We start from the raw sequence: 17,032 nt of genomic DNA, 5'->3' as shown, positions 1-17,032 counted from the left end.
ATCCAATATCACAAAAACGTCATACCAATCCTAACGCAGGGCCGGCAGCTCACGCAGGATGCCCATGCCACGCGCGATATCCTCGGGCGCAGCACAGCCAAAGCCAAAGACCAGACCGGATTGCGAAATTGGCGACAGACAATAGCGCCCCAGCGGCGCCAGGGTCACCCCCTGCTCGGCCGCCTGCGCTACTACCTCCGCCTCGTCCACGCTCCGTTCCAGAAATGCGGGCGTGTGAAACCCGCTGGTCGTCTCTTGCAGGCGGATGCTCTCGGGCAGGTCGCGCGCGGCCTCCAGCAAGGCCTCGTAACGCGCCTTGTAAAGCTGCCGCATCAGCCGGATATGCGTGGCGAAATGCCCCTCGTCCATGAACTCGGCCACGATCGCCTGTGTCGCGGTCGACGGCCCGCTGGCCCAGGTATTGAACATGCCATCAAAGGCCGCGACCATCCGCTCGGGCACCAGCACAAACCCCAGCCGCAGCGACGGGAACAGCGATTTCGAGAAGGTGCCGACATACAGAACCCGCCCATTGGCGTCGATACTGTGCAGCGCCGGGCGCGGCGCGTTGCCAAAGTAGAACTCGCCGTCGTAATCATCCTCGATGATCAGCGCCTGGGCCTGTTCGGCGGCCTGCAACAGCTCCAACCGCCGGTGCAGCGACATGACATGGCCCAGCGGCTGCTGGTGCGAGGGCGTGACAAAGGCCAGCCGGAAATGCGGCGCCTTGGCCAGCCCGTCAGACACCACCATGCCCTGCGCATCCACCTCCACCGGCACCAGCTCGGCGCCCTCGGATAACAGCGCATTGCGCGCACCCGAGGCGCCGGGATTCTCCATCCAGACCCGGTCGCCCGGATTGAGCAAGAGCCGCCCGATCAGCGAAAACGCATGTTGCGCGCCCGAGGTGATGAACACCTGCTCGGGGTCGCAACGAATGCCCTTGAGCGCGCTCAGATGAGTGGCAATCGCCCGGCGCAGCGCGGCCAGCCCCTTGGGCTGGCCATAGCCCATGACGTCGCCGCGCCCGCCGCGCAGGTGCCGCGCCGACAGCCGCGCCCAATGCGCCATCGGAAAGGCATCGAGCGCCGGCAGCGCGGTGACAAAGGCCCGCGGCTTGTGCGGCAGCCAGGCCCGCCGTGCATAGGCGGGTTCGGCATGGCTGATGACATAAGACAGCCTGGGCTTGCGACCGGCACTGACCGCCCCCTGACTGGGGGCGGTTACGCTCTGGTCCTCCAGCGTCTCGCTGACATAGGTCCCGGCCCCGATGCGCGACACCAGCATGCCTTCGGCGACCAGCCGGTCGATGGCGTCGATCACCGTGGTGCGCGACACACCCACCTCCTTGGCCAGCGTCCGCGTCGCCGGCAGCCGCTCACCCGCGCGCAGCGCGCCGGACAAGATCATGTCGCGCAGCGCCATGTAGAGCTGAACGCTGACACTGCGCCTGAGTGTCCGGTCCAGCCGGATCGAGGACAGCAAGGCGCCTGCGGCATGTTTCACGGACAGCTCCTTGTCAATTGGTCTGGCGAAAATGTCGAAATGGATATACCTGCCAGCCCGATTTTTCTCCAGCCTTTTAACAACACCCGTCCGCCCCGGTCGGCCAAACCCGGAAAATCACATGAAGCTTGCCAAACTCGAAACCTTCTCCACCCCATATGTCTGCTTCGTCCGGGCCACCGCCGAGGACGGCGCACAGGGCTGGGGACAGGTGGCGCCCTATTACGCCGACATCACCGCGCAGGTGCTGCACCGGCAGGTCGCACCCTACGCGCTTGGGATGGACTGCACCGACTTTGACGCCATGCTCGACATCGTGCGCGACCGCGAGCACAAGTTCCCCGGCTCCTACCTGCGCCGCGCGATGGGCGGGGTCGACACAGCGCTCTGGGACATGCACGGGCGGCGCGCGGGCAAACCGGTCTGCGAACTGATCGGCGGCACGCCCGGACCGGTGCGCGCCTATGGCTCGTCGATGAAACGCGATATCACGCCGGTGGACGAGGCCGCGCGGCTTGCGCGCCTGCGCGACGAACAGGGCTTTGACGCCTTCAAATTCCGTATCGGCGCCGAGGTCGGCCGCGACCAGGACGAATGGCCCGGCCGCACCGAAGAGATCGTGCCGACCATGCGCCGCGCCATGGGCGACGATGTGGCGCTGCTCGTCGATGCCAATTCCTGCTACTCCCCCGCCCGCGCCATCGAGGTCGGGCGGATGCTGGAACAGCACGGCATCTCGCATTACGAGGAACCCTGCCCTTATTGGGAGTTCGAGCAGACGCGTGAAGTGACCGAGACGCTCGACATCGACGTCACCGGCGGCGAGCAGGACTGCATGATGGAACGCTGGCAGACGATGATCCGCGACCGCGTGGTCGACGTACTCCAGCCCGACATCTGCTACATCGGCGGCATTGCGCGCACCCTGCGCGTGGCCCGCATGGCCGAGGCTTCTGGGATGCCGATCACCCCGCACGCGGCCAACCTGTCTATGGTGACGCTTTTCACCATGCACCTCTTGCGCGCGATCCCCAATGCCGGGAAATACTTGGAGTTCTCGATCGAGGGGCTGGATTACTATCCCTGGCAACAGGGGCTGTTCCTGACCGATCCCTATGTCATCACCGATGGGCAGGCCACGGTGACAGATACCCCCGGCTGGGGGGTCGAGGTCAACCCCGACTGGCTGGCCCGCTCTGCCTATCAGGTCAGCGAAATGCCCTGACCGCGGTCACCAGATCTGCCCGAACCCCGCCGGACGGTCGGGCGCCGGGTGCGGCCCCGCGCCCGTCAGTTGTGCCGCCAGCCCCGCCGCCAGATCGCGCACCAGCGCCAGCGCGGCGCTCAGTTCGCCATTGGCAAAGCTCTCAAGAACCCGCATGGCCTCTGCCGCGCAACCGCCCTGCACAGCCAGTTCCGCCACCTTCAGATGCGCCGCGACCAACTCGTCCAGACACACCTCGCGGCGGGCAAAGGCGCCGTGCACCGGCGCCAGCGCACCCTCACCTGTCAACTGCATCAGGTACATCAACCGTTTGCAGTCCTGGAACGCCCCGACCGTGGTCTCATGCCGCTGCGGCACCAGCGACACCGTGTCCCTGCCGCCGCTCACCGCCTTGCGCAGGTCCATGAACCGATGCGACTCGCCCGTGGTCAGATAGCGGTGCGGCCCGTATTCCGCCGGGATACTTTCCTGCCCCAGGAATACCGGCGAAAACGGCGCCGACAGCGCGCCGCAGGCGGCGTGCCACATAGGCACCAGCCCGGGGTTTGCTGCACGCACCAGCGGCACCACCTGCCCGTATCCGGCCGTGTCCCCGGTCAATCTCTCGGTGCGGATGGCCCAGATCATATCCTCCAGCCCGATCTTCTCGGGCCGGGCGGCGCGTGCCTGCATCTCCGCCTCGATCCAGCGGATACCCTCCCAACGCCCCTTGCCGTCGCCATAGATCGCGTTGGCGTCGAACGGCCCCTGATCATACCACCCCTGCTCGCGCGCAAAGCTGACGAAATTCGGCGCGTAAAGGAAATCGGGGTGATCCGGCTCATCCACCGGCACCTCCAACACATAACCCGGGCGCGAGGCGCGTATGCTGTCGGGACCCAGCCGCTCGGCCACCCACAGCCCCTGCCCGCCCGCGAACTGGATCATCACCCAGGCCTCGTCGGCATCGGCAAAGAGATGCGAGTTGCCGCCATAGCTGGCCTCGCCATGCTCGGCGATCAGCGCCGCACAGAGTTCCACCGCTCCACGCGCGCTGGTGGCGCGCTCCAGTACCGCGCGCGCCAGATCGCTATAGGTGAACCCGCGCTGGTCCCGGGGCGTCATCTCGCGCAGTTCGGCCCGCGAGGTCGACCAGACATCGCGCACCGCAACGCCCGCTGCGTTCACACCGCCATTGGTGATCGGCGCCGGAACGCCCAGGTAATAGGAATAGCTGACCCGCATATGGCGCAGCGTATGCGCCGCCTGCGGCACCGCGATGCGCTGCCCCGGCATGTCGGCGCCCGGCCCGACGCCCACCTCGATGGTCGCGCCCTCGAGGTGATCGGCGGCGGGCACGATCTCCAGCCAGTGCGACGATGGTTCATCGCCATAGCCTGCCAGCCAGGCATGCCCCGTCCGGCTGTGGTTCCGTCCCACATAGATTGCATAGCTCACGCCGGTTCTCCAACCTTTGGCCGGTGGCACAGGTACACCCGCTCCCCCCGCCGCCATGTTTCGCTGACCCCGATCGCACCAATGGTTTCGGGCTGTTCCAACGGGTTATCGTCCAGAATGACCAGATCCGCCAGCTTGCCCACCTCGATCGAGCCGCGCTCGTGCTCGCGGAACACCTGCCAGGCGGCGTCGATCGTGTGGGCCCGCAGCGCGGTCATCACATCCACCCGCTGTTCCAGCCCCAGCACCCGGCCCGACCGGCTGCGCCGATTGACCGTCGTCTCGACCAGCCGCAAGGGCCGCGTCGGCGTCACCGAAGCGTCGTTATGGATGGTGAACCGCACCCCTTCCGCCTTGGCCCACCCGGTGGGAGAGATATGCACCGCCCGCGCGGGCCCTAGGATCTCGTCGTGATGCTGGTCGCCCCAGACCTCGACATGCGCCGGAAAGAAGCTCACCGTCACACCCAGCGCGGCACAGCGGGTCAGCTGGTCGCGCCGCATCACCTGGCCGTGGATGATCGTGTGCCGGTGATCGGCGCGCGGATGCTCGGCCAGCGCCGCCGCCACCGCATCCAGGAACATGTCCGAGGCCGCATCGCCATTGCAATGGGTATGGGTCTGGAACCCCAGCCGGTGCAGCCTGCACACCTCGGCCATCAGGGTATCGCGGTCGATATAGGCCAGCCCGTACTCGTCGCTGCCCAGATACGGCTCGGTCAGAAGCGCGGTGCGCATCAGGAAAGACCCATCCGCCAGCAGCTTGCGCGGCCCCAGCGCAATCGCCCCATTGCCCGGCCACTGCGCGCCCAGCCCTTCACGCGAAAACGCGGGCTCGATCTCGGCCACCGGCAGCAGGATCAGGTCAATCCCCGGATCGCCACCCGCAGCCACACCGGCAAAAAGCTCCAAGAGCGGTAAAGCAGTCCAGGCATTCTGCGCCAGCGTCACCCCCTGCGCCAGGTACTCCGCCCGCGCCGCCGCGAAACTGCGCGCAAAGGCATCCGCATCCAACAGGAAATGCGTATCCCCCATCTCGCCCATCGCCGACAGGCCCTCGATCCCGCCGGCCAGCCGACCGGACCCGTCGCGCAGGTACCGCCCGCCCTCGGGGTCGGGTGTGCCCTCCCCGATCCCCTGCCGCGCCAGCGCCGCCGAATTGGCCACCCCGCAATGGCCCGAGGCATGGATGACCCAGATCGGGTGGTCGCGCGACACCGTGTCGAGCTCGTCGCGCGTCGGCAACCGCCGCTCGGCCAGCCGGCTTTCGTCCAGCGCCGCGCCCATCACCCAGTCGCCCACCGGTGTCCGCGCCACCCGGGCCGCGAGCCGGTGAAACACCTCCGCCAGATCGACGCTTTCGGACAGATCGGCCCGCAACAGGCGCACCATCGCCGAATCCGGGAAATGCCCGTGCGGATCGATGAACGCCGGCAGCAACGTGCGCCCGACCAGATCGTGTTGCACCGCCTCGGGCAGGCTGCGGCGCAGCGCCTCCAGCGACCCGGTGGCAACGATCCGGTCGCCCCTGATCGCCACCGCTTCGGGTCGGGTATCGCTGGCATCCATGCTCAGGATCGGGCCACCGGCAAAGATCACCCCGGTCATGACGCGGCCGCCGCCGTGTCCCAGCCCGCCGGGAAATGGCACCGATGCGCCCCGCCCTTCGCCGCCTGCCAGCGCGGCACCTCAGTCGCGCAGCGCGGCTGTGCAAACGGGCAACGGGTGTGAAACTCGCAGCCCTTCGGCCGCCGCAGGATGCTCGGCGGCTCGCCCTGCAACTCGACCCGCATCAACTGCGCGTCGGGATCGGGCTCGGGGTTGGCGGCCAGCAGGGCCAGCGTATAGGGGTGCTGCGGTTTGGCGAATACCGCCTCGGTCTCGCCCTCCTCAACCAGCTTGCCCAGGTACATGATCCCCACCCGGTCGGTGATATGGCGCACCACGTTCAGGTTGTGGGTGATGATCATGATCGCCAGCCCCAGCTCGTCCTGAAGCCGGGCCAGCAGGTTCAGCATCTCGCCCTGGATCGACACATCGAGTCCCGCCGTCGGCTCGTCCGCGATCAGCAGTTTCGGGCTCAGCGCCAGCGCCCGCGCCACGCCCACCCGTCGCGCCTGCCCGCCCGAGATCTGATAGGGATAGCGCGCCGCAAACTCCGGCGGCAGGCCGACCATGGCCAGCAATCGCCGCGCCTCCCCATCCAGATCGCGCTCGCGCATCCCCTGGATGCGGAACGGTTCGGTGATCAGAGACTTGACCGACAATCGCGGCGACAGAGAGCCGATCGGATCCTGGAACATCATCACGATCTCGCGCCGCAGCGGCCGGAATGCGCCCTCGGCCAGCCCGCGCAACTCCTGCCCGCGATAGAGGATCGAGCCTTCGCTGGCATGGTGCAGCCCCGCCACCGCGCGCGCCAGCGTGGTCTTACCCGAGCCGCTCTCGCCAACGATGCCATAGGTCTTGCCCTCCTCGACATCCAGGCTGACGCCAGACACAGCATCGATGCTCCCGGCCGAGGAGAACACGCCGCCCCGGACCCGGAACCGCACCACGACATCGCGGATCTCAAGCAGCGCGCTCATGCGGTTTCCCTTTCGGTGATCAGGTGACAGGCGGCGCGGTGGCCGTCTCCGGCCAGGGCCATCGCCGGGCGCGCGGCACAGGCCGCATGGCGCCTCTCGCAGCGGTCGGCAAAGATGCAGCCGCCCGGCAGGTTGACCAGATCGGGGATGTTGCCGGGAATGGTCGGCAAAACCCGGGTCTTGACCTTGATATGGCCCGGATCGCACTCCAGCAGCGCCCGCGTATAGGGATGCGCCGGGGCATGGAACACATCGCGCACCGATCCGGTCTCCACCACCTCGCCCGCGTACATCACCACCACCTCGTCACAAAGCTCGGCAATCACCCCCAGATGGTGCGAGATGAACAGCACGCCGCATCCGATCTCGTCCTGCAATTCCCGCAGCCGCTTGATGATCTGCACCTCCAGCGTCGCATCCAGTGCCGTGGTCGGCTCATCCGCGATCAACAGCGCCGGTTTCGCCATCAGCGCCATGGCAATGGCGATCCGCTGGCGCATGCCGCCCGAAAACTCGAACGGATACTGGTTCAGCCGCGCCTCAGGGTCTGGAATGCCCACCAGCGCCAGCATCCGTTCGGCGCGCTGCCGCTTCTCCGCCCGGCTCAGCCGCTCGCGGTACTGGATGTCCATCATCTGCCGCCCCACGGTCAGTACAGGGTTGTGGGTCTGCATCGGATCCTGAAACACCATCGAGATCTGCGTCCCCCGCAGCGCGCGCATCTGCGCCTCGGTCTCGGCCAGCAGGTCACGTCCCTGAAACCGCACCTCGCCCGCGCCGACCCGCGCATTGGGTGCCATCAGCCGGATGATCGCCGAGATCAGCGTGGACTTGCCACAGCCCGACTCCCCCACGATCCCCACGATCTTGCCCTCGGGCACCATCATCGACACGTCGCGCAAGGCCCGCAACTTGCCGCGCGGCGTGCTGTATCCAACCGACAGGCCACGAATGTTCAGAACCGCCATCACTTGCCCCCCTTGCCGCGCAGTTTCGGATCGACCACATCCCGCAGCGCCTCGCCCAGAAAGGTGAAGCCGACCGTGGTCAGAATAAGCGGGATGCCCCCCGCGATGATCAGCCAGGGCGTGTTGCGGATCAGGTTGTAGCCATCGTTCAAGAGCGATCCCCAGGACGGAGTCGGCGGCTTCACCCCCATGCCGAGAAAGGACAGCCCCGCCTCCAGCCCCACCACCGTCGGAATATCCATCGCCGCCAGAACCGCCAGCGGGCCCAGCACATTGGGCAGCAGATGCACGCCCATGATCCGCGCGGTCGAGGCGCCCAGCGCCCGCTCGGCGGTGATGAACTCGGCCTCGCGCAGCGATTGCGTCAGTGTCCGCACCACCCGGCCATAGGTCGGGATCGAGGTCACCATGATTACCAGGATCACCGTGTTCAGGCTTGGCCCCACCAGCGCCACAACCGCCAGCGCGAACATCACGGTCGGAAACGACCGGATGGTGTCGAACAAAAGCACGATCAGGTTGTCCAGCCAGCGCGGCCCATAGCCCGCGATCATCCCCAGAATCAGTCCAAAGAATATCGCCCCGCCGATGGTCGGCAGCGCCACCTGAAGCGCCACGCGCCCGCCCCAGATCACCCGGGAAAACGTGTCGCGCCCCAGCTGGTCGGTGCCCATCAGATGCGCCACACTCGGCCCCTGCAACCGGTCGGGCACATTGAGCGCGACAGGGTCATAAGGCGCAATCCAGGGCGCCAGCACCGCCGAGGCCAGGATCGCCAGCACGATGATCAGCCCGGCCAGCCCCAGCGGATCGCGCGCCAGATGATACAGGATCTCTCCCAACTCGGACCGGGGTTTGGGCAAGCTTGCGTCGGTCATGTCCGGTCCCTCATTTCCCGGCCCGGATCCGCGGATCCAGAATTGCGTTGACGATGTCGGCCAGCGTGGTCGAGGCGACAAAGATCAGGGTGGAAAACAGGACCGATCCCATCACCACCGGGTAGTTGCGGGTTGTGATGCTGTCGATCACCAGCTTGCCCAGCCCGGGGCGCGAGAACACGATCTCGGTGAACACCGCCGCCGAAAGCAGGAACCCCATGCCGACCCCGATCACCGTGACCGTGGGCAGGATCGCCAGCCGCAGCGCATAGCCAAAGACGATCTGCCGCTCGGGCAGGCCAAAGGCGCGCGCGGTGCGGATATGCCCCTCGCCCATCACTTCCAGCATCGAGGCCCGCACCAGCCGCGCGATATAGCCGACCCAGCTCAGCCCGATGGCAAGGCTCGGCAGCACCAGGTGATGCAGCTGGTCGCCCCAGTTCCCCGCATCCCCCGCCCCGATGGCCGGAAACCATTGCAGCTTCACCGCAAAGATCAGCAGCGAGTAGAGTGACACCACAAAGGCGGGCACCGCGATCACCGAGACCGACAAGATCCCGGTCAGCCGGTCGCCCAGCGAATTCCGATGGATGGCCGAATAACAGCCCAGCGCGATCCCCAACACCGCCGACCAGATGATCGAAACCAGGATCAAGACCAGCGTGTAGGGCACCTGCCCCAGCACGATTTCGCTCACCGGCCGGTTGGAAAACACATCCATCCCCAGATCGCCGCGCAGCATGTTGGCAAAGAAGAGGCCAATCTGCACGATCAGCGGCCGGTCCAGCCCCATCCGCGCCTCCAGCGCCGCACGCATTTCGGGCGTGGCGCGCGGCCCCAGCATGGTGGAGACCGGGTCGCCGGGGATCATGTGAACGATCAGGAACAGCGAGGACACGGCCAGAACCGTGATCACCGCCGCCAGACCGATCCGTTTGAAGATGAAGGACAGCATGGGGTACCCCGTCTTTCAGGGAAAAGAAGGGGGCACAGCTCTGACCTGCGCCCCCAAAGGCCTCAGGGAGAGATCTCAGGCCTTGCCGAAATAGCGATAGAGCGGCAGCCCATCGGGCCGCAGCGCCGGGGTGACGCCATCACGATAGATCACCGGCGTCGCCTCGTGGGTCAGGAACTTGTAGGCGCCGCTTTCCTCCATCAGGTCCTGGGCGCGGGCATACATCGCCGCGCGCGCAGCCGGGTCGCCCTCGGACTGCGCCGCCAGATGCAGCTTGTCGAACTCTTCCGACCGGAACCGCTCCCAGTTCCACACGCCCGCCTGCTCGGTGATGAACCACGAGGTCGCGTAATAAGGGTCCGGCGTCATCGAATAACGGTTCAGCACCAGTTCCAGATCCTCGTTCGACCCCAGCTCCCAGAAGGTCGCGCCCTCGTGCAGGCGGATTTCCAGCGTGATGCCGATGGCCGCCAGATTGGCCTGGATGATCTGCGCCGCCGTCACGTTGGCCGATTTGTTCAGAACGTCGATGGCCAGCGACACCCCGGCCTCACCGGACTCGGCCATCAGCGCCTGCGCCTTCTCCAGATCCGCCGCCACACCGGTCAGCGGCACGTCGCGATGCCCCGCCAGACCCGGCGCGATGATCCCTGTCGAGGGTTCCGCCGCCCCGAAATAGGCCGCCGCCATGATCGTCGGCACGTCGATCGCATGCTGGATCGCCTGCCGCAGCTTCAGGTTGCCCAGCTTGGGATTGTCGAGGTTCATCCCGACCCAGACATAATAGAGCGACGGAAACTCCTCCAACGTCGCCCCCGTGATCGGGTTCGATTTCAGCCGCTCGACACTGTCCAGGCTGACGCGGGTAAAGTCGATCTCGCCCGCCTCGAACGCGATCTCGGCGGCCTTCTCGTCGTCGATGTGATAGATCTGGATCTCGTCAAAGGCGGCCGGATCGCCCTTCCAGTCGGGGTTGCGGCGCAGGGTGGTCTTTTGCTTCGGCTCCCAGCCCGCATGCAGATAGGGGCCCGAGGTCGCCACCGGCTGCGTGTCGATCTTGCCGCCGACGCTGTCAAACGCCGCCTTCGACACGATATTGCCCGCGATATAGGGCAGCGTGATCGACCACAGGGGCTGGAACGCGTTCTTCAGCACGATGGTGCCGGTCCGCTCGCCCGTCACCTCGACATGGCTGAGCGGCCCCCAGTCGGGCTTGTTGGTCGATTCCAGCGTATCGTCGATGATCCGCTCGAACGAGAACTTGACGTCCTCGGCGGTCATCGCGCCAAACCCATTGGTGAACCCGATATCGTCGCGCAGGGCAAAGTTGATATGGGTGTCGTCCGCCTGTTCGATCATCGCGGCGGCATCCAGTTGCCAGCCCCATTCGCGGCCCGGCTTGTACTGGATCAGCTTGTTATAGATCGCGGCGTGGATCTCCTCGTCCACCACCCCCTGGCTGAAGGCCGGATCCATCGAGCGGATATCGGCATAGGTGCGGGTTCTGAGCGTCCCGCCCGCCGCCTGCGCCCGACGCGTGGGCAACAGCCCAGCCGCCGCCAGGCCACCCAGCGCGCTTGCGCCCTTCAGAAAGGACCGGCGGGGCAAACCCACACGTGTCCAGGCAATATTGGCTCCGTTCATTTCTCGTCTCCCTGTCAAGAAATCGCGCCGGACAGGCGCCCCTATTGACAGAAAGCAAAGGCCATGCCGGCCGACCGTGCAATTGAGCGGACTGGCGCGACATGAAGCTAATTTAAGCTATCCAAACTCAATACAGCGCCATAATCTGGCGAAATCTTCCTGTTGGAGACTCCCTTTATGGACACGGGCGACTTTGCTTCGAATCTCAAACTCTTGTGTTCGACCCAGGCTTCGGTCTCGGCGCTCTGCCGCCAGATCGGCGTGAACCGGCAACAGTTCAACAAATACCTCAGCGGCGCGGCGCACCCCTCCCCCGCAAACATGCGCAAGATCGCGGTCCATTTCGGCGTCCGCCCCGCCGAGTTCCTGTTGCCCGCAACCGAGTTCGAAGCCCACCCCTCGGTCGCGGGCAAACTGGCCGGGGTGCGGCACCTGCAACCGGGCCGGCCCAGTTTCGAATCCGCCTTTCGCGGCCAGACCCTGGCACTGCGCCGCTACCTCGGGTTCTATCTCAGCTACTTCCTGACCGAGAGCTGGGACAACTCCATCATCTGCGCGCTGGTCCGGCTGGACGAGTTCGACGGCATGGTCCGCAGCCGGTCGCTGGAACGGTCGGTCGACCCCGAGGACGGCACCATCTACCTGTCGAAATACGATGGCCGGGCCGCGATCCTCGGCAACCGGATCTTTGTGATGGAGTACCAGACGCTGGCGCGCGACGCGCTGGTCGAAACGGTTCTCTACCCGGTCGGGCGCGGCCAATTGCAATATCTGCGCGGCACCACCTTTGGCATCACCAGCCGCCAGCGCACCCCCTTCACCTCGCCGGTCGTCTGGCGTTACCTCAGCGAGACGCCGCCACTGATGGAGGCGATGCGCAAGGTCGGCCGCTACGACATCAACTCGCCAAAGCTGGACCAGCGCGCCAGGTCCATCCTGATGGGCAGCCGGGCCTAGCCACAGGCAGCGCGGGCCTCGGAAACGGGCCGGAATACCCTGTACAAAACGGTCAATCGCCCCTTTCGGGGCGGTACAAAACGGTCAAAACAAAGGACAAACCGTCAGGCGCGGCCCCAGCGGTGCAGAACGTCACCGCCGACGTTCTCCGTCTCGATCAGCCGGAACCGGGGCGCATCCGCCAGGCGTTCCACCCCCATGGCGCCAACCGCAGGCACCCCCTCGGCGCCGATTGCCACCCCGGCGGTGAACCCGATCAGCTCATCCACCAGATCCTCCGCCAGAAGCGACGCGGCCAGCGCCGATCCGCCCTCGCAGAACACCCGCGTCAAACCGCGCGCACCCAATTGCTGGACAAGGTCCAACCCATTGATTTGCATACCGGAAACCGCACAGGGGATCAGCTCGGCGCCGGTGCTTTCCCAGGCTTTGGCGCGGTCGGGATCGACCCCCGGACCATGGCACAGCCAGACCGGTACCTGTCGCGCGGTGCGGGCAAGCTGGCTCATCAACGGCAGGTCCAGATAGCGCGATACGACGATCCGCACCGGCTGCCGCGCGATACCCAGGTCGCGTACCGTCAGCGAGGGATCATCCGCCCGCGCGGTTCCCGCGCCCACCATAACCGCGTCGTGCCGCGCCCGCATGGCATGCACGAGCTTTCGCGCATAAGACCCTGTTATCCATTTACTTTCTCCGGTCGCAGTAGCGCTGCGCCCATCGAAACTCGACGCCATTTTCAGGGTGATCCAGGGCCGTCCCTGTTCGGTTTTCAGAAAGAACCCGGCCAGATCCCGCGCCGCCGCATCGGTCAGAACGCCAGTCGTGACCTCGATACCGGCGTCGCGCAACAGCGCAAACCCCTTGCCCGCAACCCGCGGGTCGCTGTCCTCGATGGCCGAGACCACCCGCGCCACCCCCGCCGCGATCAGCGCCTCGGCACAAGGCGGCGTCTTGCCATGATGGGCGCACGGCTCCAGCGTCACATAAGCGACAGCCCCCCGCGCCGCCGCCCCGGCCTGTGCCAGCGCAACGGTCTCTGCATGCGGTCTGCCGCCTTGTTGTGTCCAGCCGCGCCCTACGATCCGGCCTTCGGATACAATCACACAGCCCACCGCCGGGTTCGGCCAGCAGGCGCCTTGCTCTCGCCTGCCAAGGGACAGGGCGAGAGCCATGTAACGTTCGTCAAATCCCGTCACTCTTCGGCGGGCGGGTTGGGCGGACGCAGTTCGTGAACGAATTCCTCGAAATCATCTGCGGCCTGGAAGTTCTTGTAAACACTTGCAAAACGGACATAGGCCACGGTGTCGATCCGGGCCAGAGCCTCCATCACGATCTCGCCGATCTTCTTCGACGGGATGTCGGTTTCGCCCATGCTCTCCAGACGCCGCACGATGCCCGAGATCATCTGATCGATCCGCTCGGGGTCGATAGGACGCTTCTGCATTGAGATTCGGATCGAGCGTTCCAGCTTGTCCCGGTCGAAATCCTCGCGCTTGCCGCTGGTCTTGATCACCACCAGATCACGCAGCTGAACCCGCTCGTAAGTGGTGAACCGCCCACCGCACGCAGGGCAGAACCGCCGCCTGCGAATGGAAACGTGATCTTCTGCCGGACGCGAGTCCTTGACCTGTGTATCGATATTTCCGCAAAACGGGCAGCGCATCCGCCGTCTCCTCGTACTTTGTTCCGCCTCCATGTGAGCGCTTCGGCTCACTTATCCACAACTATAGGGCCAATGCTAGGATTTGGGTAGCACTGATTTTCGAACGCAAGATGCGGATCGAACAACAATATCTAGCTTTTGCTTGGCGTGGATAACCGCAAGCCGGGCGTTCAGCCGAAATGCGCCGCGACCTTGCGATGATGCGGCGCGCGGCGGTGTTCGACCAGATAGATACCCTGCCATGTTCCCAGCATCGGCACCCCGGACTGTACCGGAATACTCAATGAAATCGGCATGATAGCTGCTTTGATATGGGCTGGCATATCGTCAGGACCTTCATAAGTGTGACGCAGATAGGACATCGACGGGTGATCGGAGGACGGCACCAGCCGGTCGAAAAAGGCAGTCAGATCGGTCTGTACCTCGGGGTCGGCGTTCTCCTGGATCAGCAAAGAGCAGGAAGTATGCCGCACCATCAGCGTCATTAGCCCGTCGCCCTGCCCGGCCAGCCAGCGCTTCACCTCTCGGGTGAACTCATAAAGACCCGGCCCCCGGGTCGATACAGAGAACTCGGTCAGCATTGGGTACTGCTCAATGAGTTAGGGCCGCACGGGGCCGAATTCGCAATAACTGTTGCCCTGGTTGACGGTCATGTTGTCGCCGACCTTGAGCCCGGTGCGGATGGTGGTCAGCTCGTTTTCCAGCGGTGTCACCCCCACCGCCTCGGGCGTCAACGAAAATTGTACAGCCGTCTTGCGCCCAGTGGTAACACTCGGCCCCCGTCCCCGCACCAGATAAATCCGGTCACTCCAGCTCGCACCCAACTCGCGCCGGGCGTATTCGGAGGCCGCGCACCAGAAATCTCCGACCCGCTGCTTGCCGCGCGGGATCACCTCGAACACCACGTCATTGACCGGCAGCACCCGGTCCCCCATCCGCGTGGTCAGGGCATCCGCCTGTGTCGAAAGGCCAGTCAAGGTGAAGACAGTCAAAAAGCAGGCGTGGCGGAGCATTTGGGAAATCCTCGTCTTATCAAAGGGAACTTAGTGCGCCCAAGCGGCGATCAACAGAGCATTTCACGGATTACTGACCACGTTGGCGGTTCGTCGCTCAGCCCAGATCGTTCGCAGGACAATCCCGCGCCAAGGAAAAAGACGCCCCGAAGGGCGTCTTCTGTTCATTCGTCCAGGAAACTGCGCAGCTTGCGCGAGCGGCTGGGATGTTTCAGCTTTCTCAGCGCCTTGGCCTCGATCTGGCGGATCCGTTCGCGGGTCACGCTGAACTGTTGCCCCACCTCTTCCAGCGTATGGTCCGTGTTCATGCCGATGCCGAACCGCATCCGCAGCACGCGTTCCTCGCGCGGGGTGAGGCTGGCCAGAACCCGCGTCGTGGTCTCTTTCAGGTTCTCCTGAATGGCGCTGTCCAGCGGCAGAATGGCGTTCTTGTCCTCGATGAAATCGCCCAACTGGCTGTCTTCCTCGTCGCCAATCGGGGTTTCGAGACTGATCGGCTCCTTGGCGATCTTCATCACCTTGCGAACCTTCTCCAGCGGCATTTGCAGCTTTTCGGCCAGTTCCTCGGGCGTCGGTTCGCGGCCGATTTCATGCAACATCTGGCGGCTGGTCCGCACCAGCTTGTTGATCGTTTCGATCATGTGCACCGGGATACGGATGGTGCGTGCCTGATCCGCGATGGACCGGGTGATTGCCTGACGGATCCACCAGGTCGCATAGGTCGAGAACTTGTAACCGCGGCGATACTCGAACTTGTCCACGGCCTTCATCAGACCGATATTTCCTTCCTGAATGAGATCAAGGAATTGCAAGCCACGGTTCGTGTACTTCTTGGCAATCGAGATCACCAGACGCAGGTTGGCCTCGACCATTTCCTTTTTCGCCTGACGGGCCTCTTTCTCGCCCTTCTGGACCTGTTGCACGATGCGGCGGAACTCAGAGATATCCAGACCCACATACTGGCCCACCTGGGCCATGTCCGCGCGCAGTTCCTCAACCTTGTCCGAGGAGCGTTCGATGAACATCTGCCAGCCGCGACCAGGCTTTTCGGCCATCTCAGCCAGCCAGTTCGGGTCCAGCTCGCGCCCGCGATAGGCGTCGATGAACTCGCGGCGGTTGATACGGGCCTGATCGGCCAGCTTGACCATCGAACTGTCAATCGACATCACCCGCTTGTTGATGCCGTAGAGCTGGTCGATCAGCGCCTCGATCCGGTTGTTATGCAGATGCAATTCGTTGACGAGCTTTACGATTTCCGAGCGCAGCGCCTGATAGGTATCTTCGTCCCCGGCCGAAAACGAACCGTCCTCGTTCAGGGTCGCCGAAATCCGGCTGTCCTGCATCTCGGACAGTTGCGCATAGTCGGACGAAATCCGCTCGAGCGTGGTCAGTACCTTGTCCTTGAGCGCGGCTTCCATCGCGGCGAGCGACATGTTGGCCTGCTCGTCGTCTTCGTCGTCATCCTCGCGCGAGATCGGATTGCCGTCGGCATCATATTCCGGATTCTCGTCGCGTTGCGGTTTCGAGGTCTGCACTGCCGACGCATCGACGACCGGCTCTTCATCCTCTTCTTCGTCCAGCTGATTGCCGAACGTAGCCTCCAGGTCGATGACATCGCGCAGCAGGATGTCCTCGGACAGAAGTTCGTCATGCCAGATGGTGATCGCCTGGAAGGTGAGCGGGCTTTCGCAAAGCCCCGCGATCATCGTGTTGCGGCCGGCCTCGATCCGCTTGGCGATGGCGATCTCGCCCTCGCGGCTGAGCAGCTCGACCGAGCCCATCTCGCGCAGATACATGCGCACCGGGTCGTCGGTGCGGTCAAGCTTTTCGGTCTGCGCGCCCGCCAGAGTGACCTCGCGGTTGCTCTCGGTGGCGACCAGTTCGGTCGAGCCTTTCTGCTCTTCCTCCTCGGCCTCTTCGTCTTCGATGATGTTGATGCCCATCTCGCTGAGCATCGACATCACGTCTTCGATCTGTTCCGAATTCACCTGGTCCGGAGGCAGCACCTGGTTCAGCTGATCGTAGGTGATGTACCCGCGTTCGCGGGCCTCGGCGATCATCTTCTTGACTTGCGCCTGGCTCATGTCGAGCGAGACTTCGTCTTCCTGATCTTCCGTCTTCTGGTCTTCGGCGGTGTCCTTGGCGGCCATTCAGTGCTCCTGCAGGGATGGGCGATTCGTTAAGCCGAATCATTAG

15 protein-coding genes are annotated in these 17,032 nt (G+C 64.7%); 2 read left to right on the top strand and 13 right to left on the bottom strand.

The window, feature by feature from the left end:
* Window positions 1-30: 30 nt before the first annotated feature.
* Complete coding sequence (pdxR, locus tag OEZ49_RS09410) at window positions 31-1,506, bottom strand: MocR-like pyridoxine biosynthesis transcription factor PdxR (RefSeq protein WP_263388064.1); 1,476 nt, start codon at window positions 1,504-1,506, stop codon at window positions 31-33.
* A 121-nt stretch (window positions 1,507-1,627) separates the two neighbouring features.
* On the opposite strand from pdxR, the gene OEZ49_RS09405 reads away from it, so the two are divergent.
* Complete coding sequence (locus tag OEZ49_RS09405; protein WP_263388063.1) at window positions 1,628-2,731, top strand: mandelate racemase/muconate lactonizing enzyme family protein; 1,104 nt, start codon at window positions 1,628-1,630, stop codon at window positions 2,729-2,731.
* Window positions 2,732-2,737: 6 nt separating this feature from the next.
* Here the strand turns inward: OEZ49_RS09405 and OEZ49_RS09400 are convergent, their stop codons facing one another.
* The 7 genes from OEZ49_RS09400 to OEZ49_RS09370 all read right to left on the bottom strand — a co-directional run bounded on the left by OEZ49_RS09400 (window position 2,738) and on the right by OEZ49_RS09370 (window position 11,200).
* Window positions 2,738-4,168: a C69 family dipeptidase gene (locus OEZ49_RS09400; protein ID WP_263388062.1), complete on the bottom strand. Its 1,431-nt coding sequence runs from the start codon at window positions 4,166-4,168 to the stop codon at window positions 2,738-2,740.
* Window positions 4,165-5,817: an amidohydrolase gene (locus OEZ49_RS09395; protein ID WP_317853165.1), complete on the bottom strand. Its 1,653-nt coding sequence runs from the start codon at window positions 5,815-5,817 to the stop codon at window positions 4,165-4,167. The genes OEZ49_RS09400 and OEZ49_RS09395 overlap by 4 nt, the downstream gene beginning before the upstream one ends.
* Window positions 5,772-6,755 (bottom strand): oligopeptide/dipeptide ABC transporter ATP-binding protein, encoded by a 984-nt coding sequence (locus OEZ49_RS09390; protein ID WP_263388061.1) that lies wholly within the window; start codon window positions 6,753-6,755, stop codon window positions 5,772-5,774. Before OEZ49_RS09390 ends, OEZ49_RS09395 begins: the two co-directional genes overlap by 46 nt.
* On the bottom strand, window positions 6,752-7,723 hold the full coding sequence (locus tag OEZ49_RS09385; protein ID WP_263388060.1) for an ABC transporter ATP-binding protein: 972 nt from the start codon (window positions 7,721-7,723) through the stop codon (window positions 6,752-6,754). Before OEZ49_RS09385 ends, OEZ49_RS09390 begins: the two co-directional genes overlap by 4 nt.
* Window positions 7,723-8,601, bottom strand: a complete 879-nt coding sequence (locus OEZ49_RS09380) for an ABC transporter permease (protein ID WP_263388059.1) — start codon at window positions 8,599-8,601, stop codon at window positions 7,723-7,725. Before OEZ49_RS09380 ends, OEZ49_RS09385 begins: the two co-directional genes overlap by 1 nt.
* A 10-nt stretch (window positions 8,602-8,611) precedes the next feature.
* Window positions 8,612-9,556 carry an ABC transporter permease gene (locus OEZ49_RS09375; RefSeq protein ID WP_263388058.1) on the bottom strand — a complete coding sequence of 315 codons (945 nt, stop codon included), beginning with the start codon at window positions 9,554-9,556 and terminating at the stop codon, window positions 8,612-8,614.
* Between the two features lie 75 nt (window positions 9,557-9,631).
* Window positions 9,632-11,200, bottom strand: coding sequence for an ABC transporter substrate-binding protein (locus tag OEZ49_RS09370; protein ID WP_263388057.1), 1,569 nt, complete (start codon window positions 11,198-11,200; stop codon window positions 9,632-9,634).
* 177 nt (window positions 11,201-11,377) lie between these two features.
* On the opposite strand from OEZ49_RS09370, the gene OEZ49_RS09365 reads away from it, so the two are divergent.
* Window positions 11,378-12,157 carry a helix-turn-helix domain-containing protein gene (locus OEZ49_RS09365; RefSeq protein ID WP_164132298.1) on the top strand — a complete coding sequence of 260 codons (780 nt, stop codon included), beginning with the start codon at window positions 11,378-11,380 and terminating at the stop codon, window positions 12,155-12,157.
* Window positions 12,158-12,261: 104 nt separating this feature from the next.
* Here OEZ49_RS09365 and ribD read toward each other — a convergent pair whose 3' ends face one another.
* The 5 genes from ribD to rpoD all read right to left on the bottom strand — a co-directional run bounded on the left by ribD (window position 12,262) and on the right by rpoD (window position 16,986).
* Window positions 12,262-13,332, bottom strand: coding sequence for a bifunctional diaminohydroxyphosphoribosylaminopyrimidine deaminase/5-amino-6-(5-phosphoribosylamino)uracil reductase RibD (gene ribD, locus OEZ49_RS09360; RefSeq protein ID WP_263388056.1), 1,071 nt, complete (start codon window positions 13,330-13,332; stop codon window positions 12,262-12,264).
* 20 nt (window positions 13,333-13,352) lie between these two features.
* A complete protein-coding gene (gene nrdR / locus OEZ49_RS09355) occupies window positions 13,353-13,823 on the bottom strand; it encodes a transcriptional regulator NrdR (RefSeq protein WP_263388054.1) in 471 nt (156 codons plus the stop codon).
* Between the two features lie 170 nt (window positions 13,824-13,993).
* Window positions 13,994-14,404 (bottom strand): secondary thiamine-phosphate synthase enzyme YjbQ, encoded by a 411-nt coding sequence (locus tag OEZ49_RS09350; RefSeq protein WP_263388053.1) that lies wholly within the window; start codon window positions 14,402-14,404, stop codon window positions 13,994-13,996.
* 18 nt (window positions 14,405-14,422) lie between these two features.
* Window positions 14,423-14,836, bottom strand: a complete 414-nt coding sequence (locus tag OEZ49_RS09345; RefSeq protein WP_263388052.1) for a hypothetical protein — start codon at window positions 14,834-14,836, stop codon at window positions 14,423-14,425.
* 164 nt (window positions 14,837-15,000) lie between these two features.
* Entirely contained in the window at window positions 15,001-16,986 is a 1,986-nt protein-coding gene (gene rpoD / locus OEZ49_RS09340) for an RNA polymerase sigma factor RpoD (protein WP_263388051.1), read from the bottom strand.
* Window positions 16,987-17,032: the final 46 nt, after the last annotated feature.

Source organism: Ruegeria marisflavi, assembly GCF_025673445.1.
In the GTDB taxonomy this organism is placed as follows: Bacteria; Pseudomonadota; Alphaproteobacteria; order Rhodobacterales; family Rhodobacteraceae; genus Ruegeria_B; species Ruegeria_B marisflavi.
The sequence above is the reverse complement of the archived record's forward strand: the minus strand, read 5'-3'. Positions and strand labels throughout refer to the sequence as shown.